The organism is Ruegeria sp. L12, from assembly GCF_056531745.1.
In genome coordinates, this window is the sequence record NZ_JBQFMH010000002.1 from 413,020 (window position 1) to 438,172 (window position 25,153).

A 25,153-nucleotide genomic window follows, 5' to 3' on the forward strand; every position below is an offset into this window, starting at 1 on the left:
GTTCCCCATACATAGTGGCCATGTTCCGGGATGCAAAAGGTTTTTGCGATGACACAAACTGTCTCGTTCGATCCGTCGACGCTCAAGTATAATCAGGCAGGTCTGGTACCCGCAATCGCGCAGGACGAAGGCTCCGGCGAGGTGCTGATGATGGCCTGGATGAGCGCGGAATCAGTCAAACGCACGTTAGAGACCGGTCGGGTAACCTATTGGTCACGGTCGCGACAGGCGTTCTGGGTCAAAGGCGAAAGCTCGGGGCATGTGCAGGAACTGGTGGATTTTCGTGTCGATTGTGACCGGGACTGTCTGCTGGTGGTGGTGCGACAAACCGGGCCGGCCTGTCACACTAATCGGCGCAGCTGTTTCTATACCGCAGTACGTGACGGGGCTGAGGTTGAGTTGATGTCGCCCATGGAATGAATGCCGCTGGGCGGCATGCCTTCGGCGAGAGTATTTGGAAAAAGATGAAGCGGGGTCAGAGCCCGATCAGTTTTCGAATCTCGTTGGGCGTGGCGCCTTGCTCTCGGTAAAGCGCGACGGCGCGTGCGTCGTCTCGTTTGGCGAGGCGTTTGCCGTCCTGATCGCGGATCAGGCGATGGTGATGATAGGTTGGCGTCGGAAGGCCGAGCAGGCTCTGCAGCAGGACATGGATCTGCGTCGCTTCGAACAGATCCTCGCCGCGCACGACATGGGTTATGTTCTGATCCGCATCGTCGACAACGACGGACAGGTGGTAGGAACTGCCCATATTCCGGCGCACGAGGATTATGTCGCCCACCGCGCGGATAAGGTGATCAGGACACAGGCGGTGGGTGCCCGAAAATGTTGTTCCGGATTCCTGAAATGAAGTAATATCAGCAACTTGAAGCGCATTGTGCATGTCGAGCCTTAGCACATCATCTTGACCTGCATCTGACAGATTTCTCTGACGGCAAGTGCCGGGGTATATGCGACCATCTGGACCGAACTGAGGTACGCCTTCCTGGGGAGCACCAGCAGCGGCCTCGATATCAGCCCGCTTGCAGGAACAAGGGTAGACTAGCCCTTTGTTCGCCAACGCTTCCAACGCCTTGCGATAGTGCGGAAGCCTGTCCGATTGCCGCATGACAGGCTGCGGCCAGCGCAAGCCAAGCCATGTTAGATCCTCATAGATCTGGTTTTCCCATTTCGGGCGGGATCGGGATTGGTCGATATCCTCAATCCGCAGCAGAAACTGTCCGTTTTCGGCCATAGCCATATCCTGTGCCAAAAGCGCGGAATAGGCGTGCCCCAGATGCAGGGGGCCAGTCGGAGACGGGGCAAAACGGGTGATAAAGGTCAAGCTTTTTCAACAACGTAGACGTCAGATTTCATGTCTATGCCCGGAAGATGGGGGCCGTATTCGCGAAACAACAGCCGCCCGTGCCCCATATCCAGCCAATCATTCAACCGCGTGGTATACGCTCGATCCGCAAGAGTATAGTCGTTGAATGAAAACGCCAGATATCCGTTGCGGGGCAAGGCGTTCATGAGGAGATCGAACGTTTCTGGTGGTGCCGCGCCTGATCCGATGACTCCGATTGCCGTGATCGCGGTATATGCGCCTGCCTCAATCGGCCTGGGATCGGAAACTTCGAAACCAATGAGGTGGCGGTAAACACCTTTGGCCGCCGCCTGTTCCAGCATCTTCGGCGTTGGGTCCATCCCGTCAATGACACGAAACCCCGCCTTGTGCAGTGCAACGCCCGACAGCCCGGTGCCGCAACCGTAATCCAGGATCGGAACCTGATCATCGGGCATATAGGATTTCAGCGCCGCCGCAACGCGATCGGGGGTGACATAGCCTTGCTCACCCACCTCGTCGTCATAAGATTCAGCCCATTTTTGATAGTGATTGCGGGTTTCCCGAGCAGAACTCAGGTCATATGTGTCTTTCAGAAACTTATCGCCCATGGCCTACATGTTAGGCGCTTTGGGAACACAACGTCCAGTCAGCAATGCGTTAGCCACTCGGACCAGGCCGATTTTGCGCGGTCCGTATAGGCTTTGTAACGATCCTTGCGACCCCGACGGCCGCCTTTCAGACCGTCGACCGGGCGGAACAGCCCGAAATTCACGTTCATGGGCTGGAAGGTCTTTGCCTCCGCTCCACCGGTGATGTGATGGATCAACGCGCCCATGGCGCTGTCTTGCGGGACCTCGGGCAAGGTGCGCCCCTGGATTTCAGCTGCAGCAAGGCGACCGGCCAGCAGACCCATCGCGGCGCTTTCCACATATCCTTCCACCCCGGTGATCTGACCGGCAAAACGGATATGGGGCCGCGACTTCAGTCGCATCTGTTCATCAAGCAAAGTCGGAGAGTTGATGAATGTATTGCGATGAATGCCACCAAGCCGCGCAAAACTGGCGTTTTCCAAGCCAGGAATCATACGAAAAACATCGGTTTGCGCGCCATACTTCATCTTGGTTTGAAATCCCACGATGTTGAACAGCGTGCCCAGCGCGTTATCCCGGCGCAGTTGCACCACGGCATAAGGCTTTACCTCCGGCTGATGCCGGTTGGTCAGGCCGACCGGCTTCATCGGACCATGCCGCAGCGTTTCGCGCCCGCGTTCTGCCATGACCTCGATGGGCAGACAGCCGTCGAAATACCCGGCGGTTTCGCCCTCGTGGAATTCAGTCTTGTCAGCCGCCAGCAGCGCATCGATGAACGCCTCATACTGATCGCGGTCCATGGGGCAGTTCAGATAGGCAGTCCGTTCTTCTTCGGTCTCGCCCTTGTCGTAACGGGACTGCATCCAGGCCCGGCTCATGTCGATGCTGTCTGCATAAACGATGGGCGCGATTGCATCGAAGAAGGCCAGCGACTCGGCCCCGGTTTCCGTCCGAATGGCATCGCCCAACGCGGGGGAGGTCAGGGGGCCGGTGGCGAAAATCCAGTGCCCGTCAGCAGGCAGCGAGGTGACCTCTTCACCGGTGACCGAAACGCGCGGATGCGCCTTCAACTTGGCCGTCACCGTCTCGGCAAATGGATCACGGTCCACCGCCAGCGCGCCGCCAGCGGGCAGACGGTGGGCATCGGCGGTAGTCATGATCAGCCCGTCGGCGGCACGCATTTCCCAATGCAGCAAGCCCACGGCGTTCTGTTCATCATCGTCCGAGCGGAACGAGTTCGAGCACACCATCTCGGCCAGATTGCCGGACTGGTGCGCAAACGTCCCAACCTGAGGGCGCATTTCGTGGATTACCACATCCACACCCATCTCTGCCGCTTGCCATGCGGCTTCGGACCCGGCCATGCCGCCGCCCACGATATGCAATCTGTCTGTCATGGACTGCCACATAGGGCACACCGAAGCGCTGCGCAATATGGGGGATTTTCTTAGGGGAGTCTTGGGGTCGCCGCTGCGGGAATGTCAACGCCGGTGAGAGAAACCAGCTTGGAGGGACCTTCCGCCCACGGCGACCCAAAAGTGTATCCAGGCCTCAGCCTTGACCCAGCATTGCCACAGTGTTGCCCTTTTGAAAAGTGCAAAAATGCGAACAGTAGGTAAAAATGCATATAATAATCGCGTTACTGCTGCCAATCTGGCGGACGTTTTTCGATAAATGCGGATATGCCTTCCTCAGTGTCGCGATACATCATATTCTGTGCCATTACCGCGGCGGTATGGGCGTAGGCCTGGTCCGTGGGCATTGGAAGCTGTTGATAAAACGCCTCTTTTCCGATCTTTACGGCTGCGCCGAGTTTGGCCGCCAGTTTTTCAGCCAAAGCATCCGTTTCCTGTTCCAGTTGATCTGTGGGCACAATCCGGTTGATCAGACCCAATTCAGCCGCACGCTCGGCGCTGATGAAATCACCCGTCGTCAGCATCTCGAACGCCTGTTTGCGCGGGATGTTCCGGCTGAGTGCTACCATAGGGGTTGAGCAGAACAGGCCGATATTCACACCATTGACGCCAAACCTCGTGCCTTCGGCCGCAACGGCAAGATCGCAGGTGGCGACCAACTGGCACCCGGCTGCAGTGGCGATGCCATGGGCCTGTGCAATGACCGGTTGGGGCAGGGACTGAATGGACATCATCATCTTCGCACAGCGATCGAACAGGTCCTGGAAATAGCCAAGCCCGCCATCCGGCGCCTGCCGACCCTGAGTCATCTGTTTCAGATCGTGGCCGGCGCAAAATGCCTTGCCCGCGCCGGACAGGATCACCACGCGAATCGATTTGTCGTTACGCAAGGCGTCCAGTTCTGCCTGCAGGGCGGCCAGCATCTCGTCGCTGAGTGCGTTCAGACGCTCTGGCGCGTTCATTTGAAGCCGCGCAATGGCGCCTGTGTCGTTACGTTCCAGAATTGCCATCTTGCCCTCCTGCTGGCTGTTGGGCCAATTCTATGGGGGCAGGGCGATGAGGGGAAGCATGTCGTTAGCGTTAAACAAAGAAGAACTGGCCGCATATCTGGCTCAGGTGTTCCCGCAGGTTCATGAGGATTTCGTGGTTGAGGATTTGACCGAGACCACAATCACCATGCGCCTACGGGTCGAGGATCGACACCTGCGCCCCGGCGGTACGGTTTCCGGGCCGTCCATGTTCGGTCTGGCGGATGTGTCTGTCTATGCAATGGTTCTGGCCAGCAAGGGGCGGCAATCGCTGGCGGTCACCACAAGCAGTTCGATGGATTTTCTGCGCAAACCCGAGGGCGGCAGGGATATGGTTGCAAAATGCCGGTTGCTGAAACTCGGTCGGACATTGGCCGTGGGTGATGTGCTGATGTATTCGGAAGGGTCCGACAAACCGGTGGCGCGCGCCAGCATGACCTATTCTATCCCACCTGCAGGCTCCGCTGCGGCGGCCTTCGGATAAAAAAGGCCGGGGTCAGACCCCGGCCAGGAAGAGGTCCCATGAAATGGGACTGGGGATGGCTTATCTCATCCAGAAATAGCGGCTGGATTCAGTGTCCGCCTGAAGGCGGGTCAGACCGACATCCTGCAACAGCCTGTCATCCAGCTTGCCCAGATTTATACGGCTGCGGCGGCGTTGTTCCCATTGTGTGACCGACGCCGCAAACCGCACGGCCAGCGCAGCGATCAGCGGCAGCCGGGGACTGTCGTTCAGCAGCATGAGGGCGGGGTTGTGCATTGCGCGTGTCATCTTGGGTATCCTTTCAAATTGTATTGACACAAATTAGAAATGCTCGGTATGATGTTTTGATACATTCAGCATTGTGTCAAAATCAAAGGAAGAATTGTAATGGATACAATTTGGCCGGAAGCGTTACCGAAATCCAAGGGGCCAAAGTATACGCTGGTTGCTGACACAATCCGTAAAGCCATAGAAAGTAAGACCTTAGAGGTTGGTAAGAAACTGCCACCCGTGCGGGAACTTGCGTATCGCCTGAAGATCACCCCCGGAACGGTCGCGCGTGCGTATACGATTCTGACGGATGAGGGTTTGCTACAAGCCGAGGTCGGGCGTGGTACATTCGTGGCCCCTCCGCGCGCGCCCATTCTGGATGATGTCTGGTCGCGCCAATTGCATCTGCGCGACGACAAATATGATGCCAATGTCAGCCTGTTCAGCCCGCGATTGCCGGACGTCGGGCAGGTGGCCTTGATCCGCGAATGTCTGTCCAAAGTCGCGCAGGGCGATCCACGCATGTTCATGAATTACCCGACTCGCGACGCTTATAAACCGGTTCGACAGGCCGTAGTGGATTGGCTGTCCGACCTGCCGCTTGGGGCGGTCACGGCAGATGACATTGTACTGACGCATGGCGGTCAGAGCGGGTTGTGTGTCGTGTTTCAGACCGTCCTTAGCGGCGCCAAGCCTGTGGTTCTGGTCGAGGACCTGTCTTATGCAGGATTCCGCCGGGCCGGAGAGTTGATGCGTGCAGATGTAATCGGCGTAAAGATGGATAAATGGGGGATCAGCCCCGAAGCGCTCGATCATATTCTCAGACAGACTCAGGCTCAGGCGATTTGTGTCTCGCCCGAAGTTCAGAACCCGACCGGAGGGCACTCTCCGCTGGAGCGTCGCAAGGAAGTGGTCGAGATCGCGCGCAAGCACGATCTGCAGATCATCGAGGATGATTGTTATCGCATGGGCGATGCCCGCGCGCCCAGCTATCGTGCGCTGGCTCCCGAAAGGGGCTGGCATGTCTCTTCGATCTCAAAAACACTGACGCCCGCGCTGCGCGTGGGCTTTGCCATTGCACCGAAGGAACGCAGTGTCGATCTGCGCAGGTCTGCGGAATATGGCTATTTCGGACTCGCTCAGCCGCTGGCAGAACTGACACGCCTGCTGCTGAGTCACCCATCAGCACGGCAACTGACCACAGACGTCCGGTCGAAGATGGGAGAGTACGTGCGCGTCGCCGTAAACGCTCTGGGAGGGTTCGAATTGAACTGGGACCGGGATATCCCTTTCCTCTGGCTAAACCTGCCGTCGGGCTGGCGATCTGCCGCCTTCAGCCGCGCGGCTGAGCGGGAAGGGATTCAACTGCGTTCAGCCGACGAGTTCGCCCTGCGCGATGGCCGCGCGCCAAACGCCGTGCGCATCGCCGTGAACGGGCATGTTTCATTGTCCAAATTCGAAGACGCAATGCTGCGGCTGCGATCGTTGCTGGACAATCCACCAGAACAGATCAGCGTCTGATGGCATTAACCCAGCGGGGCTGGATCACCAAAGAACCCGGCCAGTTGCGCGATCTTTCCATCTGCACCCAGCCGAATGAAGTCGTGTCCGCTCACCATGATCGTTCCGTCCGGCGCAACCATATGCCAGGTAAAGTGTACGACGCCGTGGTGCGAGGTAGGTTCGCTGGTGATCTCAACACGGCCTTGCGTGTCCTTCAGCACCGCTCCGATATGGGTTGAGAACTGATTTCTGCCGGACACCTCTGCGGTCGGGTCGACATAGTGTCCGGTCTCGGCGAAACAGCGCGTAAGCAACTTCAGCCGCTGTTCCGGGTCAGTCTCCTGCCATGCCGCACCATATGCGGCGATGACCTGCTTCAATTCCTGCATGGTCGCCTCCGGCTTTGAATGAATTCGAACTGTAATTTGCACATAAGCTTCTCAGGGTCGGGCATATCGGTCATTTTAATGGGGTAAAATAATACCTAATTTATAAGACACTGTTATTGCTATATATAATCTGACTTGCGTGTGTTGACCTGCAGTGCGAGTGGGTCTAAACCCCCTCCATCGAATTCGGGCCGCTCTGTCTTGGGGCGGTCTTTCACATCAAACAGGACTATCCTGCCATGAAAACCTTTTCTGCAACACCTGCAGACATCGACAAGAAATGGATCCTGATCGACGCCGAGGGCGTGGTTCTGGGCCGTCTTGCCTCGATCGTCGCCATGCGCCTGCGTGGCAAGCACAAAGCGTCGTTCACCCCGAACATGGATATGGGCGACAACGTCATCGTGATCAACGCTGACAAAATCCAGATGACCGGCAAGAAGCGTGAAGAGAACTTCTACTGGCACACTGGCCACCCGGGCGGCATCAAGTCGCGCACCAAGCAGCAGATCCTCGAAGGTAAATACCCCGAGCGCGTCGTGACCCAGGCGGTCAAGCGCATGCTGCCGGGCAACCGTCTGGCACGTCAGCAGATGACCAACCTGCGCGTTTACGCCGGTGCCGAGCATCCTCACGAGGCGCAAGCGCCCGAAGTTCTGGACGTCAAGTCCATGAACAAGAAAAACACCCGGAGCTAATGACCGATGGCTGATCAGATCAATACTCTCGAAGAGCTGAGCGCCGTCGCAGGCGTTGAAACCGTGGCCGAAGAAGTCATCGTGCGTGAACCCGTACGTGACGAGCTGGGCCGCTCCTACGCAACCGGCAAGCGTAAAGACGCTGTTGCCCGCGTTTGGATCAAGCCGGGCTCCGGCAAGGTCACCGTGAACGACAAAGATCAGGACAAGTATTTCGCTCGTCCCGTTCTGCAGCTGATCCTGCGCCAGCCGTTCCAGGTTGCTGGTGTGGAAGGCGAATTCGACGTTGTCGCAACCGTCAAAGGCGGTGGCCTGACCGGTCAGGCCGGTGCGGTCAAGCACGGCATCTCGAAAGCGCTGCAACTGTACGATCCGTCGCTGCGTGGCGCTCTGAAAGCCGCTGGCTTCCTGACCCGCGACAGCCGCGTTGTGGAACGTAAGAAATACGGTAAGCGCAAAGCGCGCCGTTCGTTCCAGTTCTCGAAGCGTTAATTCGCTGCGGAATACGAAAAACAAAGGGCTCGCAACTGCGAGCCCTTTTTCATTTTGCGGGTCGAAACGTTTATTCTTCGTAAACCAGCTTCCACGCGCCGTTTTCGACAACGCTGACAAAGACGGTATCAGCCCCCTGATGGTCGTCGGGCCCATAGGTGATCTGGTTGCCGACCAGCTCATCCATATAGTCCAGCGACTCCATCGCGGCGATAAAGCTGTCATGGGTCAGGTCAGGCCCCGCCGCCTCCAGCGCTTTGACCATCATCTCGGCGGCAGAATAGCCTAGCATCGAGAAACCGACCGGGTCCTCGCCCGTAGCCTCTTTGTATTCCGCGATAAACGCCGCCGGGGCAGGCTCTTCCGCGCGCGCCCACAGGTCCAGCCATGATGCGGCTGCGTAGAAACCATCCGTCACGCCACCCGGAACCTGTGCCACAACGGTCAGGAAACTGGCCGAAGTTCCGAGAAACTTCATGTCGGTCAGGCCCATCTTCTTCGCCGTTCCGACAACGGTGATTGCCTGACGCACACCGAGCGCCATCGTGACGATATCGCAGCCTTCCTCTTTAAGCTTGCTCAGCGAGCCTACGAAATCCGTCTCGTCCGGCTTGTGGGTGGTCTCTGCGCCAAAGGTGATGCCGGCCTCATCGGCTCCGGCTTTGCTGCCTTCAAGGATTTCCTCGCCGAAATCGGTGGGCAGGTACATGGTGCAGACGGTTTGCGATCCGAACTCAGCGTTCAGATACTTCACCCCGATCCGCGCCTGATCGTAATAGGTCGAGAATGAGGTGAACTTGTTCTTCATCGGCTCTTGCAGCATTTGCCGCGCGGCGGTCAGGGGGGCGACGTTGGGAATTCCCTTCGGATCCAGCAGCTTGAAACCGGCGACATTCATCGGCGTACCCAGCGATTGCAGCATCGCGAACACCTTGTCGCGGTTCAGCAACTTGTTATAGCCCTGCATCGCGCGCGGCATCTGATAGCCGTTATCCTCGACCACAAAACGAATCTTGCGCCCATGAACGCCGCCCTCGGCGTTGACACGGTCGAAGACCACATTCGCACCCTTGGTGGCTGGCACGCCCACGGCGGCGAAGATACCGCTGAGGTCATTCACCGAACCGATGACGATCTCATCATCTGTCACGCCCTGCGTTTGTGCCCAGCCCATCGTGGCGGATGCGGTCACTGCCGTGGCTGCGGCAAGCCCCTTAATCAATTGTTTCATATTTCTCCTCCCTATTGGGTCGCCCCTTAACTAATTGTACATATCTTCAATGAGATGTGCGTGTTTCTTTTCCACCAGACCACGTTTCAGCTTCATCGTCGCGGTCAGTTCCTCATCCTCAGCGGTCAGCAGCACGTCGATCAGGCGGAAATCCTTGATCTGTTCCACCCGCGCAAACTCGTTGTTTACGGCCTTGATTTCCGCTCCGATCAGATCGGTTACCTCCGGTGCCGCACAAAGGGATGCGAAATTCGAGAATGGAATCTTACGCTCCTGCGCGAATTTCTCGACGTTTTCCTGATCGATCATGATCAGCGCGGTCAGATACTTGCGCCTATCCCCGATGATCACGGCATCCGATATGAACTGGCTGAACTTCAACCCGCTTTCGATCTCTGCGGGCGTGATGTTCTTACCGCCAGCGGTGATGATGATGTCTTTGAGGCGGCCCGTAATGGTGACAAAGCCATCCTCGTCGATATGCCCCATGTCCCCGGTGCGCAGCCAGCCGTCGCAGGTAAAGCTTTCGGCGGTTTTGGCATTGTTGCGCCAGTAACCCTGAAAGACGTTCAGACCTTTGACCTGAATCTCTCCGTCCTCCGAGATGCGAATGTCGTTGCCCGGAACCGGCTTGCCGATGGTACCGATCCTGTTGGCCTCAAGCGTGTTCAGCGCGGCGATGCCTGCGGTTTCGGTCATCCCGAACCCTTCGACAATGGGCACACCAATCGCCCAGTACCACCGCAGCAAATCAGGTGAGATTGGCGCAGCGCCCGAACCGCCGCGCCGCATCCGGTCCAATCCAAGCATGCGGCGCAGGTTACGCAGGACAAACCGATCCCAGATCCAGAACCGCAGCCCCACCATCGCGGGAACGGGTTTGCCTGCAAGGATATACTCGGCTCGCGCCATACCTGCCCTGAGCGCCTGCGCAAAGGCGAAACGCCCGGTCGGCGTTGCCTCTTTCGCCATGAACATGACCTGCGAGTAAATCTTTTCCCACACGCGCGGGACGGCGGTGAAAGTGGCGGGAGAGACCTCTTGCAGGTTCGCGAACACCGTTTCGGGGCTTTCCGCGAAATTCACGGTGCTTTTCGTCGCCAACGGGTAATAGATCGAAACATCGCGTTCGAGAATATGGCAAAGCGGCAGGAAACACAGCTGCTCATCGGTTGCCAGCGACGGCAGGGAGTGCGCTCCGGCCTCGATCGCAGCCATGATGTTTTCATGGCTCAGCATCGCGCCTTTGGGGTTGCCGGTGGTGCCGGAGGTATAGATGAGCAGGGCAGTGTCTTGCGGCATGGCCAAGGCGATTTCCGCCTCGAATGCGCCAGGATCATCGGCCTCGGCCTGCTGCCCCAAAGCGTACAGGTCCCCAACCATCATGCAGCGCGGATGATCGAGATCGTGCAGGCCTTCGTCCTCAAGGATAATGACCATGAGCAGATCTGGCAGGTCTGCTTCGACCTCAAGGAACTTGTCCAACTGCTCTTCGTCTTCAACGATCAGAAAGCGGCTGCCGCTGTCATTGACCAGATACTTCAACTGGCTGGCTGAATCCGTGGTGTAGACGCCCGAGGCGATCCCCCCGACACATTGGATGCCCATATCGAACCACGCCCATTCCTTGCGGTCCTCGGACAGGATCGAGACGACCTCACCGCGCTTCAGCCCCAGTTTGCGCAGCGCCAGCCCGATCCATTTGGCGTATTGCCAGTAATCGGCCCAGGAATAGGATTTCCAGATGCCGAAATCCTTCTCGCGATGCGCGGTGCGCGACCCCAGCGCGGCACAGCGTTTCTGGAACAGCTCGCAAATCGTGACGCAGCCATCAACGCGAAGGGGGCGCTGACCCGGCGTTGCGTTGAACTGAACGCCGTGGATGACGGTCTGTGGGGGAAGGGGGCTTGCGTCCATCCGGCTCACCTCCACGTCTTCTTGCGTTTCCAGCGGCGGTTTTCCCGCGCGCCTTCTTCCTGAATACCAAGATAGAAATTCTGGATGTCTTCGGATTGCAGCAGCACATCGGCGGCTCCGTCCATGACGATCCGCCCGATCTCCATCACATAGCCATGATGGGCGAGTTCCAGCGCGGCATTGGCGTTCTGTTCGACCAGCATCATCGTCATGTTCTGTTCATCATTGAGGCGCTTTAGGATGCCAAAAATCTCCTGCACCAGCAGAGGGGACAGACCCAGAGACGGCTCGTCCAGCAGCATGATCCGCGGGCTGGCCATCAACCCGCGCCCGATCGCCAGCATCTGCTGTTGCCCACCAGACAGGGTTCCGGCCTCTTGCGAGCGACGTTCCTTCAACACCGGAAAATATGAGAAGACCAATTCCCGGTCATGATCGATCTGGCCTTTATCGGACAGAGTATAGGCCCCGAGGCTCAGGTTCTCATCGACGGTCAGCAGCGGGAATACCTCGCGCCCCTCGGGCACATGGACGATGCCCTTTTGCACAACCATATGCGGCTCAGACCCTTGAACCTGTTGCCCGTCAAAAGTGATCGTTCCTTTCTCGGGGTCCATCACGCCCGAGACGGTTTTCATCAGCGTTGTCTTGCCCGCGCCATTTGCCCCGAGGATCGAGACGATCTGACCCGGATGCACATCCAGCGACACGCCGCGAATGGCCATGATGGGGCCGTAGAAGCTTTCGATATTGCGGATGCTTAGGATTGGCTGGCTCATGAGGCTTTGCCCAGATATGCCTCGACCACTGCCGGATGCGACTGCACCTCTGCCGGGGTTCCCAGCGCCAGCTTCGCGCCATCGGCCATTGCCAGAACCCGGTCGGATACGCCCGAGACCAGCCCCATGTCATGTTCCACCATCAGAACCGTGATTCCCATCTGCCGCCGGATGTCGTCGATCCACCAGCGCATATCGGTGGTCTCTTCCACCGACAGGCCCGATGCGGGTTCGTCCAGCAGCAGCAGTTTCGGATCGGTGGCCAGCGCGCGGGCGACCTCGACCACCTTGCGCACACCATATGGCAGGCCCGAGATCATCTTGTCGCGGAACGCCTGAAGGTCGAGAAAATCGATGATCTCCTCGACTTTTTCGCGATTTTCGATCTCTTGCCTGCACGCGGATGGCGTGAACAGGATTTCCGAGATCAGATTGGTTCTGCGATGACGATGACGCCCCACCAGAAGGTTCTGCAGAACGGTCGCGTGTTCGAACAATTCGATGTTCTGAAACGTCCTTGCAACGCCATAGGCTGCAACAGCTGACGGTTTGACGCGCAGCAGATCATGCCCATCGAACCGGATGGTCCCGGCAAAGGGATCGTAGAAACGCGAGATCAGATTGAAGACGGTGGACTTGCCCGCGCCATTCGGGCCGACAATGGCGAATACCTCACCCTCCTGGACATTGAATGACAGATCATCCACCGCGGTCAGCCCGCCGAATTTCAGGGTGACGTTTTCGAACTCCAGCAAACTCATCTCAGACGCTCCGTCTTGAGATAGGATTTCTGCCGTTTGAACATGTCCTTGCGGTAGAACGGGAACAGCTCGAACCATGTGCGGATTTTCAGCCAGCGGCCATACAGTCCCATCGGTTCGAACAGGATGAAAGCAATCAGGATCATTCCGAAGATGCCGAATTCCAGCCCCGGGATGGCGACCGTATTGCCACCGAACAGGGCTGCGGCATATTCCTTTGAGATCGACAGGAATTGCGGCAGGAAGCCGATCACGATCGCGCCCAGAAACGCGCCATGGATCGAGCCCAACCCGCCGATCACGATCATCATCAGCAACTGGATCGAGATTACGACACTGAAGGTCTCGTTGTTGAAAGCTCCGGCAAACATCCCCATCAGCGCGCCTGACAGCCCGGTGACTGCACAGGACAAGGCAAACGAGATCGTCTTGGTGCGCGCGATATCCACGCCCATTGCCTGCGCCGAAACCTCGGAATCGCGCACGGCAATAAAGCTGCGGCCCAGCGGTGCGCGCAGCAGATTGATATAGCCCAGCGTCACAATGACGGCGACCGCCAGAACCAGCCAGAAGAACTGATCCGGCGTGGACCAGCGATCCACCAGATGGCCGAATATTTCGACACCGCCCAGATATTTGCCCGCGACACCTCCGGTAACGGGTTCGGCCAGAACGATGATGTCGTCCATCAGAACAGACAAGGCCAGCGTGAAGATCGCCAGATAGATGCCGTGCAGGCGCAAGGCCGGGATGGCGACCGTTGCTCCGACGATGCCTGTCAACAGCCCCGCCAGCGGGAAAGCCAGCAAGAAGGGCACGCCTGCTTCGATCAGGATGACATTGGCATAGCACCCGACCGCCAGAAAGGCGGCATGGCCCAGGCTGGCCTGTCCGGTATGACCGGTCAGGATCATCAGACCCAGCCCCGCAATGGCCCAGATCAGGACATTGGTCAGTTCCCCTAAATAGAAATCGTCCAGCCACCAAGGCGCGGCGGCCACGATAGTCAGCAGAGCCATGTAGAGGCTGAGCTGATAGCCATCCTTCCAGGGGCGTATGTCCTGCATATAGTTGGTTTTGAACACGATCCGCATGGCGATCAGACCTTTTTGACCCGCACCTGACTGAACAGGCCATGTGGTCGGAAGATCAGAACCGCCAGCAACAACGCGTAAGGTGCAATCTGGCTGTATCCGGCTGCAATGTAGCGGCTGGCAAAGGGTTCAATGACGCCGACGATCAGCCCTCCGGCCAAGGCGCCGGGCAGGCTGCCGAACCCTCCGATCACGGCCGCCGCGAAGGCTTTGATCCCCAGCAATCCCGTCGTGGGATCAACCGAGCCCTTGGCGGCGAATAATATTCCGGCAATCCCGGCGACCACGCCAGCAAGTGCCCAGATGAAACCCTGCACTCGCTTGACAGGTATACCCATGTAATAAGCCGCCAACTGGTTCTGAGACGCGCCCTGCATGGCAAGTCCCAGCTTGGTTTTACTGAAAAACACGTAAAGACCCCAGGTCAGCAGGACGGTCACGACGATGACGGCCACATCCTCCATCCCCAGCACGAGACCACCAAAGCGAACCTCTTTCCCAGCCAGTGGGTTCTGCAAAGTCTGCGGTTCATGCCCCCAGATCAGCCCGGCGGCAAAACGGATCACAAAACCCAAAGCGATGGTCAGGATCACCACAGCGGTCTGGCTTTCGCCAAACAGGCGGCGGATGATCAGTCGGTCGACCAGATACCCCAACACCCCCATGATCCCCAGCGAGATCGGCAGCGCCAGCCAGAAGGGCAGGCCCATATACTCGGTGTTGGTCAGGCCGATGCTAACAAACGCACCCAGCATCATGAAATCGCCCTGCGCGAAATTCACCGCCTCGGTCGCTTTGTAGATCAGAACAAAGCCGAGTGCGATCAGGCCGTAGACGCAGCCATTCGCCAGCCCGCTGATCAGCAGCTGTGCGTTATCCAATCTCACCCTCCCTCAGCCGGTTTTGTCCGGCGCTTTGATCTACTATGGCGCGATAATCACCTTGCCGTCACTCTTTTTCAGCGCGTCCGCGAGTTTTGGCAGCACCTCCCGCAGGGAAAGCCGGGCAGAGACATCCGTGTGCCAGCGGCCATCCGCGAACCGGGCTTGCACTTCACCGACAACCCGCATCTGATCGGCAGGGGGCGTATCCATCATCCAGCGGGTCAGCCAGAACCCCTCGATCCGCTTGCTCATGAAGATCAACTGTCCCATCTGAGTCAGCTTCGGCAGCTCGGTGCTGAGCTTGCCGTAACACACCCAGCGCGCACCGTTTGGCATGACGCAGAAAATCTGCTCAGAAAGTTGATCGGCCACGGCATCCAGAAAGACCCGAGGCTTCAGGGCCGAACTGATCTTGTTGAACCTGTCAGAAATCTCCGGGTCGCCGGTCACCAGAACCTCGGCAGCCCCAAGCTCTTTCAACGTGTCTACAGCCTCCGCCCGACGCACTAGTGCGATCGGCTTCAAACCAAGATCACGCCCCAGACTGCACATAAGCTTGCCCAACTGGCTGGTGGCGGCAGAGATGACAAAGGCCTCTCCGGCGTTGCGGGCAATATCCACCATCGCCATTGCGGTCAGCGGGTTCACGATCTGCGCCGCACCATCCTCGTCCGAGATATCGGGCCGCAAAGGGATACACATCAGCGCTTGCGTCACCACATATTCAGCCCACGCGCCCGAGCCCGCAGCGACAAAGGCCACGCGCTGACCCTGCAGCGCTTCGGCCCCGCTGCCTGTTGCAACGACATCGCCGCAGCCTTCGAACCCGGCGGCGGCGCCTTTGACACGCGGCTGGCCATATTCGCCTTTGATAAAGTGGATGTCGGAGGGGTTGACCGATGCGGAGCGCAACCGGATCAGAACCTGTCCGGGTCCCGGTGTGGGGATAGGGATTTCCGCTTCGGCCAGCCAGTCTGAGGCGTCTGCCAAAGTCGGGCCAGAGGCGCTGCCCGAATATCCTTCATGCGTTTGAACAACGGCGAACATAGTCTCGGGCAGGGCTGTCATGTTGCAATCCTTTATCGCTGTTTTGGGCTGCGGAAGCCTCTGTTTAAGCGGGGAAATTCCGTACAGCTTTCAACTCAAGGCAAGCAAAATAAAGCATCAAGGTCAATCCGCCAGCTTAATGACGCGGCGGAATCCACTGGGTCAATGCAATTCGGGCCGGCCGATTTTGGCCAACCCGGTGTTTTCTTATTGCTGCGTCAACAGCGCCCGCAGATCCTGAATTTTCGCCACTATTGTCTCTGGCGATGCCTTGATGTCATCGAGGATCTGAATGACCTGAGTTTTTACGCTGTCTGCCAATGCGCTGTCCTGTACCGAGGCAAGCATTGCATCATAATCGAAATTCTGTGCGGTCAGCATGCCATCCTGTACCCAGGTATTCAGCAAATCCTGCCCCTGCGTCGCCAGCGCTGCAACCTGATCGCCCGCCTGAGCGGCGGCGTCATTTGCCTGTTCCGCCAGAGCGCTGGCAGTGTCACTGGCCTGTTCTGCGACCGATGACGCCGCCTCGGTCGCCTGATCTGTAAGGGACGATGCCGCCTCAGAGGCCTGTTCGGTCGCCTCATTCACGGCATCTGTCGCGGCTTCCTGCACGGCCGAGGCAGCATCGCCCACCGCTTCGGTGGCGTCTTCCGCAGCGGCCTGCAGCTTTTCAGCCGGGGTCGGCTCGGGTTTGGTTGTGTAATAATAAGCGCCTGCGCCAATGGCGGCGATGGCAACGATAAGTAGTAGGCGTGACATATGAGTCTCCTTTGAATGCTCTGTCGCCGAGATGGGGTAAAACTACACGGGCTCAAAGGGGAAAACCCGTGAAATTGCAGCATAATCCGGGTTTGGGCCATGGCACGCTGATTAACCCCGGATCGGGCGGCGGGTTCACGCCACTGGCAATGGCTGTAGCGCATTTAATAGTTTTTGGGCTTGAAGATTATGGCGGAGAGACAGGGATTCGAACCCTGGGTGGGCTTGCACCCACAACGGTTTTCGAGACCGCCCCGTTCGACCACTCCGGCACCTCTCCGCGGGGGTCTGTGAGGGGGGGATTTAGTGAGGAACGCGCAGGGGTGCAAGCAGAAAATTCCGGAATTTACCGATCGCGGGATTTTCCATTGCCAGTGCGCCGAAAACTCCTAGGCTGATAGCCATGACATATCATCTACGCCACCTCGTTTTGTGCCTTGTTCTACCGCTGCTCACTCTTGCCACGGCGGCCCAGGCCGCAAACCGGGATCGGATCGAGGCGTTTCTGACCACAACAGGCTTTGATGTCGCGCTTGAAAGCATCGCACTGGCCTCGGCTTCGGCGCCTCAGATGCTGGGGATTGATCCGGATGGATTCGGCTCGGATTGGACACGACTGACCAAAGAGGTGTTCGACACCGAAAAGATGCATGAAACCGCTGTGACGATTCTGGAACAGACCCTGAGCGACGAAGCGTTGAACCATGCGGTTGAATTCTATGCCTCGGATCTCGGCCAAAGACTGGTTGCAGCCGAGAATGCCGCGCATATGGATGAGGATGACGAGGGCAAGCAGCGCCAGGGGCAAGAAATCGTGTCCGAGCTGATCAAAAAGGGCTCGACCCGGGTCGAAAGCCTGAAGCGTATGAATCGTGCAGTGGATGCCAGCGGCACGTCCCTGCGGGCACTGCAGGAGATTCAGGTTCGGTTCCTGCTGGCTGCCAGCGCATCCGGCGTTATCGAGCTACAGCTCAACGGTGACGAGCTTCGAGAAAGAATGCGCCAGAACGAGGGCGATATGCGCCGGTCGTTGCAGCTATCTGCACTGGCAGGTGCGGCTAGTACGTACAAGGATTTCTCGGATGCCGATGTCGACGCATATGTTGAGGCGTTGGAGCAACCGATGATGCAGGAAGTTTACGAACTGCTGAACGCCATCCAGTATGAGATCATGGCCATGCGGTTTGAGGTTCTCGCCGCGCGGATGGCGGAACTGCGCCCAGCGCAGGATATTTGATGCGCTTGATGGCTGCAGTAACGGCGCTGATATTGTCGGCGAGTTCGCTGGCGGCAGCTGAGAAGGTCGAGCGGCTGTTACAAGCCATGCAACTGTCAGAATTCTTGGACATCCTAAGCGATGAGGGGCGGGCGCAGGGTCAGTCGATGAACGAGACAATGTTGGATGGTTCAGGCGGGTCCTATTTCGAAGCGCAGATCGACAGGCTTTATGATCCTGACCGGATGCACACCCAGATGTCGAACGCAGTCGAACGCAACATGACCGAAGCGCAGTTGGAACAGGCGGCAATTTTCTTTGAAAGCGATCTTGGGCAGACCATCGTCTCGCTGGAGAATTCGGCGCGCCGTGCGTTATCCGATGAAGCGATCGAGGACATGGCGCGAACGATGTATGAGCAAGCGGACCGCGAGGATACCTTTTTTCGTCTTGTGGACGAATATGTTCAGGTCAATGATCTGATCGAACAGAATGTCAGGGGCACGATAAGCTCTGATTTCAGTTTCTATCGCGGATTGGCGACCGGGCAGGGTGCGCGCGCCAACGAAGAGGCCTGGCTGGCCGAACTACTCTCACGGCGTGAAGAGACCAAGAAAGAGACGACGGAATGGATGTATTCTTTCCTTTTAATGGCCTATCAGCCGCTGTCTGAATCCCAGATGCGCGAGAATATCGCTTTTTCACGCACCGAAACCGGACGCGCCCTGAACAAGGCCTTGTTCGACGGTTTCGATCAGATGATAAACAGCATCTCTTTCCAGTTGGGAGAGGCGGTGGCTCAAGCAATGCAGGCGTCTGATCTTTGACCTCGGAATTGGGTTGACTTTACCCATGAATGTTTGGATAAGCGCGCATCCCGGCCGGATTCCCCGCGCCGGGTCTCGTTATTATTGACCCGACGGGCTGGTCCTGCGGGTCGTCACACAGCCCGAAAAGGGCACGCTGTTCGAGGTGGCATTCGCCAGCAACTCCCGAAAGGGGACCACAGAACGCGGTTTGGAAAAGGAAAGACGCATGTTTGCGGTCCTCAAGACTGGCGGCAAGCAGTACAAGGTTCAGGCGGGTGATATCCTCCGCGTTGAAAAGCTGGCTGCCGACGCAGGTGAAAAAGTTCAATTCAACGATGTTCTGATGCTGGGCGGCGACGCTCCGGTTGTTGGTGCACCTTTCGTTGAAGGCGCAGGCGTTCAGGCCGAAGTGATCGAACAGATCAAAGGTGACAAGGTCATCAAATTCGTCAAGCGCCGTCGTAAGCACAGCTCGAAGCGTACTGTTGGCCACCGTCAGAAACTGACCCTGGTCAAAATCATCGACATCCTATCGTCGGGCGCTGACAAGTCGGGCATCAAAGCTGCAACCGGTTCGGCACCGGCTGGCGAAGCAGCACCTGCTGCAAAGCCCGCCAAGAAAGCGGAAGCCAAAGCAGAGGCACCTGCCGCCGCTGCCGCTGACGATCTGACCAAGCTGAACGGTGTCGGCCCTGCCGCTGCCAAAAAGCTGGTTGAGGCCGGTATCAAGAGCTTTGCCGCTCTGGCCGCCTTGTCGGACGAGCAGATTGCTGCTATCGACACCATCAAAGTGAAACCCGAATGGGTTGAGCAAGCCAAAGAGCTGGCTCAGGGCTAAGGAGAGAGAGAATGGCACATAAGAAAGCTGGCGGTTCCTCCCGTAACGGTCGCGACTCAGCTGGTCGCCGCCTTGGCGTGAAACTGTATGGTGGCCAGGCAGCCATCGCAGGCAACATCATCGTGCGTCAGCGCGGCACAAAGTTCTGGCCGGGCGAAGGCGTAGGCATGGGCAAAGATCACACCATCTTTGCAACCACCGATGGCGCCGTGAAGTTCCACAAGGGACTCAAAAACCGCACCTTTATTTCGGTCCTGCCAGTGGCGGAGGCCGCAGAGTAAGCCGAAACCCAGAAGGTTTAATGAAAAATTCATGGGGGACCGGCAGAAATTGCCGGTCCCTTTTTCGTTTTAACGCAGTTGTGATCACCCGAACCGATGACCGTCGCGACCACCAGTTTCCTGATTTTTGCCGCCAGCCAGGTCGGCACGCCGGGACCGGCCAACATGGTCCTGCTGGGTACAGGTGCGCGCTATGGCTTTCGGGCGGCGCTGCCCTTTGTGGGCGGTGTCATTCTGGGCAAGCAGTTGATCATCTGGCCGGTTGGTTTCGGTTTGATGCAGGTGGCCAATCAGGCGCCGCTGGTGTTTGAGGCGCTTAAATACGCTTCAGCCGCCTATATTTGCTGGCTTGCGTGGAAGATCGCCAATCTGCGGTTGTCACGCGGGTCGGCGGATGAGCAGGTGCCGGGTTTCATGGCCGGACTGATCGTGCATCCGCTCAACCCCAAAGCCTGGGCGATGATCATTGCCGGGTTTACGGGGTTTGTCGCCACCGGGACCTCCAGCTTTGACGCGACGTTCACGATCGCTGCGTGTTTGTTACTTTGCCAGGTCATTCTACACCCGGTCTGGACATTTGCCGGAGATGGGATCGCCCATGCGGTTGAAGGTCGGCCTGCGGAAAAATATCTGATGTGGATGCTAGCGAGTTTGACTGTTGCGTCCGTACTTTTTGTGTTGTTCGGAGGAGGAACGCACTCATGAAACTTGAGACGATAATCAATCAGCCGGTCATCGAAACCGAGCGGTTCGACCTGCGCCCTCTGCGTCGGTCGGATATGGGTCTCATTGAGCATTATGCAGGCGAAGAGCGCGTGGCGCGCATGACGTCCAGCATTCCGCATCCGCTCCCGCCAGGTTCGATCGAGGCGTTTGTGACGCGGGCGATGGCCGAGGGCCGGGACGAGGATGTCTGGGCAATGGATGCCACCAAGGATGGCGGGCCAGAGCTGATCGGCGTGATCTCATTGACTCGGCTGGACCGCAATCAGTCCGAAGTTGGCTATTGGGTCGCGCCGCTCTATTGGAACACCGGCATCGCATCGCTGGCGGTTGAAGCGCTGGTGAATGCCAACCCGCTTGAGAACGCCAACATGTTCGCCAGCGTGTTTCAGGACAATCCGGCCTCGGCCCGGGTGCTGACCCATTGCGGGTTCCAGTATCTTGGCGATGCGGAAAGCTATTCGGTGGCGCGCGACGCGAATGTGCCCACCTGGACATATACAAAGAAACTCTGACTTGTGGCCGGTGGGGCCTTTGCAGTAGGGGACAGTTATGAAATTTCTCGATCTTGCAAAGGTCTACATCCGGTCCGGGGCCGGAGGTGGCGGTTGCGTCAGCTTTCGGCGCGAAAAATACATCGAATACGGCGGCCCCGATGGCGGGGACGGCGGTAAGGGCGGTTCGGTCTGGGCCGAGGTTGTGGATGGGCTGAACACCCTGATCGACTTCCGCTATCAACAGCATTTCTTCGCCAAAAACGGACAGCCCGGACGCGGGCAGCAGCGCACCGGCAAGGATGGCGACGACATCATCCTGCGCGTGCCCGTGGGCACCGAGATTCTGGACGAAGACGAAGAGACCGTGATCTGCGACCTGACCGAGGTCGGACAACGGGTCCTGCTGGCCAAAGGTGGCAATGGCGGCTTCGGCAACCTGCATTTCAAATCCGCGACCAATCAGGCCCCGCGCCGTGCCAATCCGGGGCAGGCGGGGATCGACCGCACCATCTGGCTGCGGCTGAAGCTGATTGCTGATGTCGGCCTGCTGGGTATGCCCAACGCGGGCAAATCGACCTTTCTGGCCGCCACATCGAATGCGCGCCCCAAGATCGCGGATTATCCGTTCACAACACTGCACCCCAACCTGGGCGTTGTCGGCGTTGACAACGTGGAATTCGTCGTGGCCGACATTCCCGGCCTGATCGAGGGCGCACATGAAGGGCGTGGGATCGGTGACCGTTTCCTCGGACACGTGGAACGCTGTGCGGTGCTGCTGCATCTGGTCGACGGCACCTCGGAAACCGTGATCCAGGATTACCACACCATCATCACCGAACTTAAAGCCTATGGCGGCGCGTTAGCGGATAAACCGCGCATCACCGTTCTGAACAAGATCGATGCGCTGGATAACGAAGAACGTGACCTGATCAAATCCGAACTGGAAGAGGCCGTCGGCGGACCGGTCATGACCATGTCCGGCGTCGCGCATCTGGGCGTGACCGAGGTATTGCGCGCCTTGCGGGCGCAGATCGACGAAAACCGACTGCGCCAGAAACCCAGCGAGGAGGCCACACCTTGGCAACCCTGAGCAATGCCCGCCGTCTGGTGGTCAAGATCGGATCGGCCTTGCTGGTCGACCGGAACACGGGACTGCTCAGATCGGAATGGCTGAAATCGCTGGCGCAGGATGTGGCCTGGCTGAAAGGGCAGGGCACGGATGTTGTTCTGGTCTCGTCGGGATCAATCGCGCTGGGCCGAGGCGTTCTTGGCCTGCCGATGCAGAATCTGCCGCTGGAGCAATCGCAGGCAGCCGCAGCGGTCGGTCAAATCCGTCTGGCGCGCGCCTATGAAGAAGCGCTGGCGCCGCATGAGATCAAGACCGCTCAGGTGCTGGTGACTCTGGAAGACAGCGCAGACCGGCGGCGGTATCTGAACTCCCGTGCGACTTTGGAAACCCTGCTGAGTCTGGGCGTCGTTCCGATTGTCAACGAAAACGACACAGTTGCCACCGATGAGATCCGATATGGCGACAATGACCGGCTGGCCGCTCAGATCGCCGTGACCATCGGGGCGGATCAGTTGATCCTGCTGTCGGATGTCGACGGGTTCTATTCCGGCAATCCCAACGAAGACGCCTCAGCCACCCGTTATGACGTGATCAAACAGATCACCCCCGAGATCGAGGCGATGGCGGGCGACGCAGGATCGGGTCTGTCCAAGGGCGGTATGAAGACCAAACTGCTGGCGGCGAAAATGGCCACGGCAGGCGGGTGCGATATGGCGATCACAGAAGGATCGCCGCAGAACCCTTTGAGAATGCTCGATAACGGTGCAAACTGTACTTGGTTCACGGCCACACTTGATCCGCATGCGGCCCGGAAACGCTGGATCTCGGCGATGAAACCGCGCGGCGAGATCGTGATCGATGACGGCGCGGCAAAGGCGTTGTCCAATGGTAAAAGCCTGCTACCCGCTGGTATCGTCGAGGTGACCGGAGATTTTGGCCGTGGTGACCCGGTGGCCATACTGGACGCGCAGGCGCGGCGGCTGGCGCAAGGGCTCAGCCGCTATACCGCGCAAGAAGCGGACGCGATCAAGGGACGGAAATCGTCCGAGATCGAGGCGACGCTGGGCTATCCGGGCCGCGCGGCGCTGATCCACCGGGACGATCTGGCGCTGTGATGGCCGGGCCTGATAAACTGAAACCGAAAGGCGCTTGAGATGAAGGATTTCGACAACATTTCCGCAATGATGGCCGACCTTGGTGCACGTGCCAAAGCCGCATCGCAAGAACTGGCTTTCGCCAACGCCGAACGGAAACATGCCGCGCTGATAGCAGCGGCCGAAGCCGTCTGGGCAAATCGCGCAGACATCATCGAGGCCAACAAGAAAGACTTGGAGTTCGGCCGTGAAAAGGGCCTGAGCCCGGCGATGATGGACCGCCTGATGCTGGATGAGGCACGTGTTCAGGGCATGGTCGACGGGTTGCGCACCGTGGCCGATCAGGCCGATCCGGTGGGTGAGGTGATTGCCGAATGGGACATGGCCTCGGGCCTGAACATTCAGCGTGTGCGCACACCGCTGGGGGTAATTGGCGTGATCTATGAAAGCCGCCCGAACGTGACGGCGGATGCGGGTGCGCTGTGTCTGAAATCCGGCAATGCGGTGATCTTGCGCGGTGGGTCCGAGAGTTTTCATTCCTCAACCGCGATTCACGCCTGTCTGGTCGAGGGGCTGAAAGCGGCCAATCTGCCTGAAGACTCCATCCAACTGGTGCCCACGCGCGACCGTGCAGCGGTACAGGAATTGTTGACGATGACCGACTTTATCGATGTCATTGTGCCCCGCGGTGGCAAAGGCCTGGTCGGGCTGGTGCAGCGAGAGGCGCGGGTGCCGGTCTTTGCGCATCTCGAAGGCATCGTGCATATCTATGTCGACAAGGCCGCCGATCCGCAGAAAACGCTGGATGTTGTACTGAATGCCAAAACCCGGCGCACCGGAATCTGCGGCGCGGCGGAATGCCTGCTGATCCATCAGGATGTAGCCGAAACACTTGGCCACGACCTTGTTGCAGCACTGCAAGCCGCTGGGGTTGAAGTTCATGCACAAGGTGCGCTGGCCACTGAAAACACGGTGGCTGCGACCGAGGATGACTGGGGCAAGGAATACCTCGACAGCATCATTGCGGCGCGACCCGTGGCTGATATCGACGCGGCGATCGCGCATATCCGGCAGTACGGCTCAAACCACACCGACTGCATCATGACCGAAGATCCGGCTGCGGCTGCGCGCTTTTTCGAACGTCTGGACAGCGCCATCCTGATGCACAATGCCTCGACCCAATTCGCGGATGGCGGAGAGTTTGGCATGGGCGCCGAAATCGGGATCGCAACCGGCAAAATGCACGCGCGTGGCCCGGTTGGGGCCGCACAACTGACCAGCTTCAAATATCTGGTGCGCGGAAACGGAACGACCCGCGCCTAGAACCGTAGAGTGACCCGGGTCGCGGTGGTCTCGGCAGCGACCCGGCGGCCCATGGAAGTCGCCGTTTCGGGCAACAGCGCAAATTGAACCTGCGCCGGGCTGACTTTATCGACAAAGCGCCCATTTACGACGCCCTTCCACAATTTGCTGTCGATGTTCAGCTTGTCGGCGACGCCCGTCACGGTCCAAACGTTGTCCTGTGTCGAAATCTCGACCTCTCCGCCGAACGGCATCGCACTTTCGCAGCACATCAGGGCCAGAAACGCCAGCTTGACCTGATTGCGCGGCACTGCCTCGGTCAGGTTCCAGCGGATGCGGACCCGGCCTGCGCGTTCCACATCACGCAGAAGCTCACTGACCTCGGTCCGACCCAGCGGCTGGTCGCTGGCAGAGCCAAAGGCCACCCGAAAGAACCGAATACGTGCGCCCGCGCTGCCAACACTGCCCGAGATCAGCTCCATCTCGGGGCCCTGTACGGCGCCCACCATTTCGAGCAGCTCAAGCCCGTTGGTGATGGCCCCGATCGGGCTGATCAGATCATGGCAAATCCGGGATCCGATCAACTCGGCCAGGTTGACGTCTGTTGCACCCATGCGTACCTCCTGCTGCATCTGCCGCAAGAAGCCGGAGCCCCG

The 25,153-nt window shown here is 58.5% G+C and carries 28 protein-coding genes, 1 tRNA gene and 1 pseudogene; 14 read left to right on the forward strand and 16 right to left on the reverse strand.

All coding sequences use genetic code 11. From position 1 onward, the window contains the following. Positions 1-30: 30 nt before the first annotated feature. Positions 31-420, forward strand: coding sequence for a phosphoribosyl-AMP cyclohydrolase (hisI, locus tag ACR0K9_RS04990; RefSeq protein WP_480821257.1), 390 nt, complete (start codon positions 31-33; stop codon positions 418-420). A 55-nt stretch (positions 421-475) separates the two neighbouring features. On the opposite strand, the gene gluQRS is transcribed toward hisI, so the two are convergent. The 4 genes and pseudogenes from gluQRS to ACR0K9_RS05010 form a co-directional block, all read right to left on the reverse strand. After that, a complete protein-coding gene (gene gluQRS, locus ACR0K9_RS04995) occupies positions 476-1,321 on the reverse strand; it encodes a tRNA glutamyl-Q(34) synthetase GluQRS (RefSeq protein ID WP_480821259.1) in 846 nt (281 codons plus the stop codon). Further along, positions 1,318-1,932, reverse strand: coding sequence for a class I SAM-dependent DNA methyltransferase (locus ACR0K9_RS05000; protein WP_480821261.1), 615 nt, complete (start codon positions 1,930-1,932; stop codon positions 1,318-1,320). Before ACR0K9_RS05000 ends, gluQRS begins: the two co-directional genes overlap by 4 nt. A gap of 38 nt (positions 1,933-1,970) precedes the next feature. Next, a complete protein-coding gene (trmFO, locus tag ACR0K9_RS05005) occupies positions 1,971-3,311 on the reverse strand; it encodes a methylenetetrahydrofolate--tRNA-(uracil(54)-C(5))-methyltransferase (FADH(2)-oxidizing) TrmFO (RefSeq protein WP_480821263.1) in 1,341 nt (446 codons plus the stop codon). 242 nt (positions 3,312-3,553) lie between these two features. After that, positions 3,554-4,348, reverse strand: a pseudogene (locus ACR0K9_RS05010) (enoyl-CoA hydratase); the annotation flags it as partial. 49 nt (positions 4,349-4,397) lie between these two features. Between ACR0K9_RS05010 and ACR0K9_RS05015 the strand changes: the two are divergent. Continuing rightward, positions 4,398-4,841 (forward strand): PaaI family thioesterase, encoded by a 444-nt coding sequence (locus tag ACR0K9_RS05015; protein WP_480532435.1) that lies wholly within the window; start codon positions 4,398-4,400, stop codon positions 4,839-4,841. 60 nt (positions 4,842-4,901) lie between these two features. On the opposite strand, the gene ACR0K9_RS05020 is transcribed toward ACR0K9_RS05015, so the two are convergent. Next, positions 4,902-5,129 (reverse strand): DUF1127 domain-containing protein, encoded by a 228-nt coding sequence (locus ACR0K9_RS05020; RefSeq protein ID WP_480532433.1) that lies wholly within the window; start codon positions 5,127-5,129, stop codon positions 4,902-4,904. 99 nt (positions 5,130-5,228) lie between these two features. On the opposite strand from ACR0K9_RS05020, the gene ACR0K9_RS05025 reads away from it, so the two are divergent. Further along, positions 5,229-6,632, forward strand: a complete 1,404-nt coding sequence (locus ACR0K9_RS05025) for an aminotransferase-like domain-containing protein (RefSeq protein ID WP_480821265.1) — start codon at positions 5,229-5,231, stop codon at positions 6,630-6,632. Positions 6,633-6,637: 5 nt separating this feature from the next. On the opposite strand, the gene ACR0K9_RS05030 is transcribed toward ACR0K9_RS05025, so the two are convergent. Further along, positions 6,638-7,003, reverse strand: a complete 366-nt coding sequence (locus tag ACR0K9_RS05030) for a nuclear transport factor 2 family protein (RefSeq protein WP_480821267.1) — start codon at positions 7,001-7,003, stop codon at positions 6,638-6,640. 239 nt (positions 7,004-7,242) lie between these two features. On the opposite strand from ACR0K9_RS05030, the gene rplM reads away from it, so the two are divergent. After that, a complete protein-coding gene (gene rplM / locus ACR0K9_RS05035) occupies positions 7,243-7,701 on the forward strand; it encodes a 50S ribosomal protein L13 (RefSeq protein ID WP_298383233.1) in 459 nt (152 codons plus the stop codon). A 6-nt stretch (positions 7,702-7,707) separates the two neighbouring features. Further along, entirely contained in the window at positions 7,708-8,193 is a 486-nt protein-coding gene (rpsI, locus tag ACR0K9_RS05040) for a 30S ribosomal protein S9 (RefSeq protein WP_480821269.1), read from the forward strand. Between the two features lie 70 nt (positions 8,194-8,263). Here the strand turns inward: rpsI and ACR0K9_RS05045 are convergent, their stop codons facing one another. The 9 genes from ACR0K9_RS05045 to ACR0K9_RS05085 form a co-directional block, all read right to left on the reverse strand. After that, the gene (locus tag ACR0K9_RS05045) at positions 8,264-9,424 is read right to left on the reverse strand and encodes an ABC transporter substrate-binding protein (RefSeq protein WP_480821271.1); all 1,161 of its coding nucleotides are present in this window, start codon (positions 9,422-9,424) and stop codon (positions 8,264-8,266) included. A 30-nt stretch (positions 9,425-9,454) separates the two neighbouring features. Continuing rightward, a complete protein-coding gene (locus ACR0K9_RS05050) occupies positions 9,455-11,341 on the reverse strand; it encodes an AMP-dependent synthetase/ligase (RefSeq protein WP_480821274.1) in 1,887 nt (628 codons plus the stop codon). A 5-nt stretch (positions 11,342-11,346) separates the two neighbouring features. After that, a complete protein-coding gene (locus ACR0K9_RS05055) occupies positions 11,347-12,120 on the reverse strand; it encodes an ABC transporter ATP-binding protein (RefSeq protein WP_480821276.1) in 774 nt (257 codons plus the stop codon). Beyond that, positions 12,117-12,881, reverse strand: a complete 765-nt coding sequence (locus ACR0K9_RS05060) for an ABC transporter ATP-binding protein (RefSeq protein ID WP_480821278.1) — start codon at positions 12,879-12,881, stop codon at positions 12,117-12,119. The genes ACR0K9_RS05055 and ACR0K9_RS05060 overlap by 4 nt, the downstream gene beginning before the upstream one ends. After that, entirely contained in the window at positions 12,878-13,975 is a 1,098-nt protein-coding gene (locus ACR0K9_RS05065) for a branched-chain amino acid ABC transporter permease (protein ID WP_480821280.1), read from the reverse strand. Before ACR0K9_RS05065 ends, ACR0K9_RS05060 begins: the two co-directional genes overlap by 4 nt. Positions 13,976-13,980: 5 nt before the next feature. Next, positions 13,981-14,856, reverse strand: a complete 876-nt coding sequence (locus tag ACR0K9_RS05070) for a branched-chain amino acid ABC transporter permease (protein WP_480821282.1) — start codon at positions 14,854-14,856, stop codon at positions 13,981-13,983. A 42-nt stretch (positions 14,857-14,898) separates the two neighbouring features. Continuing rightward, positions 14,899-15,927, reverse strand: coding sequence for a zinc-binding dehydrogenase (locus ACR0K9_RS05075; RefSeq protein WP_480821284.1), 1,029 nt, complete (start codon positions 15,925-15,927; stop codon positions 14,899-14,901). A 186-nt stretch (positions 15,928-16,113) separates the two neighbouring features. Then, positions 16,114-16,668: a hypothetical protein gene (locus ACR0K9_RS05080; protein WP_480821286.1), complete on the reverse strand. Its 555-nt coding sequence runs from the start codon at positions 16,666-16,668 to the stop codon at positions 16,114-16,116. A gap of 190 nt (positions 16,669-16,858) precedes the next feature. After that, positions 16,859-16,948, reverse strand: a tRNA-Ser gene (locus ACR0K9_RS05085). 123 nt (positions 16,949-17,071) lie between these two features. Between ACR0K9_RS05085 and ACR0K9_RS05090 the strand changes: the two genes are divergently transcribed. From ACR0K9_RS05090 to ACR0K9_RS05130, 9 genes are all read left to right on the forward strand, one after another. Further along, a complete protein-coding gene (locus tag ACR0K9_RS05090) occupies positions 17,072-17,905 on the forward strand; it encodes a DUF2059 domain-containing protein (protein WP_480821288.1) in 834 nt (277 codons plus the stop codon). An 8-nt stretch (positions 17,906-17,913) separates the two neighbouring features. After that, positions 17,914-18,711: a DUF2059 domain-containing protein gene (locus ACR0K9_RS05095; protein ID WP_480821290.1), complete on the forward strand. Its 798-nt coding sequence runs from the start codon at positions 17,914-17,916 to the stop codon at positions 18,709-18,711. A 208-nt stretch (positions 18,712-18,919) separates the two neighbouring features. Further along, a complete protein-coding gene (locus tag ACR0K9_RS05100) occupies positions 18,920-19,531 on the forward strand; it encodes a 50S ribosomal protein L21 (protein WP_480821292.1) in 612 nt (203 codons plus the stop codon). Positions 19,532-19,542: 11 nt separating this feature from the next. Further along, positions 19,543-19,812: a 50S ribosomal protein L27 gene (rpmA, locus tag ACR0K9_RS05105; protein ID WP_039535512.1), complete on the forward strand. Its 270-nt coding sequence runs from the start codon at positions 19,543-19,545 to the stop codon at positions 19,810-19,812. 96 nt (positions 19,813-19,908) lie between these two features. Beyond that, positions 19,909-20,517 (forward strand): LysE family translocator, encoded by a 609-nt coding sequence (locus ACR0K9_RS05110; RefSeq protein WP_480821294.1) that lies wholly within the window; start codon positions 19,909-19,911, stop codon positions 20,515-20,517. Continuing rightward, positions 20,514-21,050: a GNAT family N-acetyltransferase gene (locus tag ACR0K9_RS05115; RefSeq protein WP_480821296.1), complete on the forward strand. Its 537-nt coding sequence runs from the start codon at positions 20,514-20,516 to the stop codon at positions 21,048-21,050. The genes ACR0K9_RS05110 and ACR0K9_RS05115 overlap by 4 nt, the downstream gene beginning before the upstream one ends. Positions 21,051-21,087: 37 nt before the next feature. Further along, on the forward strand, positions 21,088-22,122 hold the full coding sequence (gene obgE, locus ACR0K9_RS05120; protein WP_480821298.1) for a GTPase ObgE: 1,035 nt from the start codon (positions 21,088-21,090) through the stop codon (positions 22,120-22,122). After that, the gene (gene proB / locus ACR0K9_RS05125) at positions 22,110-23,216 is read left to right on the forward strand and encodes a glutamate 5-kinase (protein WP_480821300.1); all 1,107 of its coding nucleotides are present in this window, start codon (positions 22,110-22,112) and stop codon (positions 23,214-23,216) included. Before obgE ends, proB begins: the two co-directional genes overlap by 13 nt. A 39-nt stretch (positions 23,217-23,255) precedes the next feature. Continuing rightward, positions 23,256-24,518 (forward strand): glutamate-5-semialdehyde dehydrogenase, encoded by a 1,263-nt coding sequence (locus ACR0K9_RS05130; protein WP_480821302.1) that lies wholly within the window; start codon positions 23,256-23,258, stop codon positions 24,516-24,518. Here ACR0K9_RS05130 and ACR0K9_RS05135 read toward each other — a convergent pair. Next, on the reverse strand, positions 24,515-25,111 hold the full coding sequence (locus tag ACR0K9_RS05135) for a histidine phosphotransferase family protein (protein WP_480821304.1): 597 nt from the start codon (positions 25,109-25,111) through the stop codon (positions 24,515-24,517). The two genes, ACR0K9_RS05130 and ACR0K9_RS05135, sit on opposite strands and share 4 nt — an antisense overlap. Positions 25,112-25,153 lie beyond the last annotated feature (42 nt).

What these genes read in the sequence shown, in the direction of transcription:
- ACR0K9_RS05090 (WP_480821288.1), top strand. Translation starts at nt 17,072, where the DNA reads ATGACATATCATCTACGCCACCTCGTTTTGTGCCTTGTTCTACCGCTG.
- ACR0K9_RS05020 (WP_480532433.1), bottom strand. Translation starts at nt 5,129, where the DNA reads ATGACACGCGCAATGCACAACCCCGCCCTCATGCTGCTGAACGACAGT.
- ACR0K9_RS05115 (WP_480821296.1), top strand. Translation starts at nt 20,514, where the DNA reads ATGAAACTTGAGACGATAATCAATCAGCCGGTCATCGAAACCGAGCGG.
- ACR0K9_RS05135 (WP_480821304.1), bottom strand. Translation starts at nt 25,111, where the DNA reads ATGGGTGCAACAGACGTCAACCTGGCCGAGTTGATCGGATCCCGGATT.
- ACR0K9_RS05110 (WP_480821294.1), top strand. Translation starts at nt 19,909, where the DNA reads ATGACCGTCGCGACCACCAGTTTCCTGATTTTTGCCGCCAGCCAGGTC.
- ACR0K9_RS05050 (WP_480821274.1), bottom strand. Translation starts at nt 11,341, where the DNA reads ATGGACGCAAGCCCCCTTCCCCCACAGACCGTCATCCACGGCGTTCAG.
- ACR0K9_RS05060 (WP_480821278.1), bottom strand. Translation starts at nt 12,881, where the DNA reads ATGAGTTTGCTGGAGTTCGAAAACGTCACCCTGAAATTCGGCGGGCTG.
- rplM (WP_298383233.1), top strand. Translation starts at nt 7,243, where the DNA reads ATGAAAACCTTTTCTGCAACACCTGCAGACATCGACAAGAAATGGATC.
- trmFO (WP_480821263.1), bottom strand. Translation starts at nt 3,311, where the DNA reads ATGACAGACAGATTGCATATCGTGGGCGGCGGCATGGCCGGGTCCGAA.
- ACR0K9_RS05000 (WP_480821261.1), bottom strand. Translation starts at nt 1,932, where the DNA reads ATGGGCGATAAGTTTCTGAAAGACACATATGACCTGAGTTCTGCTCGG.
- ACR0K9_RS05025 (WP_480821265.1), top strand. Translation starts at nt 5,229, where the DNA reads ATGGATACAATTTGGCCGGAAGCGTTACCGAAATCCAAGGGGCCAAAG.
- rpmA (WP_039535512.1), top strand. Translation starts at nt 19,543, where the DNA reads ATGGCACATAAGAAAGCTGGCGGTTCCTCCCGTAACGGTCGCGACTCA.
- ACR0K9_RS05065 (WP_480821280.1), bottom strand. Translation starts at nt 13,975, where the DNA reads ATGCGGATCGTGTTCAAAACCAACTATATGCAGGACATACGCCCCTGG.
- ACR0K9_RS05100 (WP_480821292.1), top strand. Translation starts at nt 18,920, where the DNA reads ATGTTTGCGGTCCTCAAGACTGGCGGCAAGCAGTACAAGGTTCAGGCG.
- ACR0K9_RS05055 (WP_480821276.1), bottom strand. Translation starts at nt 12,120, where the DNA reads ATGAGCCAGCCAATCCTAAGCATCCGCAATATCGAAAGCTTCTACGGC.
- ACR0K9_RS05130 (WP_480821302.1), top strand. Translation starts at nt 23,256, where the DNA reads ATGAAGGATTTCGACAACATTTCCGCAATGATGGCCGACCTTGGTGCA.
- ACR0K9_RS05080 (WP_480821286.1), bottom strand. Translation starts at nt 16,668, where the DNA reads ATGTCACGCCTACTACTTATCGTTGCCATCGCCGCCATTGGCGCAGGC.
- ACR0K9_RS05095 (WP_480821290.1), top strand. Translation starts at nt 17,914, where the DNA reads ATGGCTGCAGTAACGGCGCTGATATTGTCGGCGAGTTCGCTGGCGGCA.
- ACR0K9_RS05045 (WP_480821271.1), bottom strand. Translation starts at nt 9,424, where the DNA reads ATGAAACAATTGATTAAGGGGCTTGCCGCAGCCACGGCAGTGACCGCA.
- ACR0K9_RS05015 (WP_480532435.1), top strand. Translation starts at nt 4,398, where the DNA reads ATGTCGTTAGCGTTAAACAAAGAAGAACTGGCCGCATATCTGGCTCAG.
- ACR0K9_RS05075 (WP_480821284.1), bottom strand. Translation starts at nt 15,927, where the DNA reads ATGACAGCCCTGCCCGAGACTATGTTCGCCGTTGTTCAAACGCATGAA.
- ACR0K9_RS05030 (WP_480821267.1), bottom strand. Translation starts at nt 7,003, where the DNA reads ATGCAGGAATTGAAGCAGGTCATCGCCGCATATGGTGCGGCATGGCAG.
- hisI (WP_480821257.1), top strand. Translation starts at nt 31, where the DNA reads ATGCAAAAGGTTTTTGCGATGACACAAACTGTCTCGTTCGATCCGTCG.
- obgE (WP_480821298.1), top strand. Translation starts at nt 21,088, where the DNA reads ATGAAATTTCTCGATCTTGCAAAGGTCTACATCCGGTCCGGGGCCGGA.
- rpsI (WP_480821269.1), top strand. Translation starts at nt 7,708, where the DNA reads ATGGCTGATCAGATCAATACTCTCGAAGAGCTGAGCGCCGTCGCAGGC.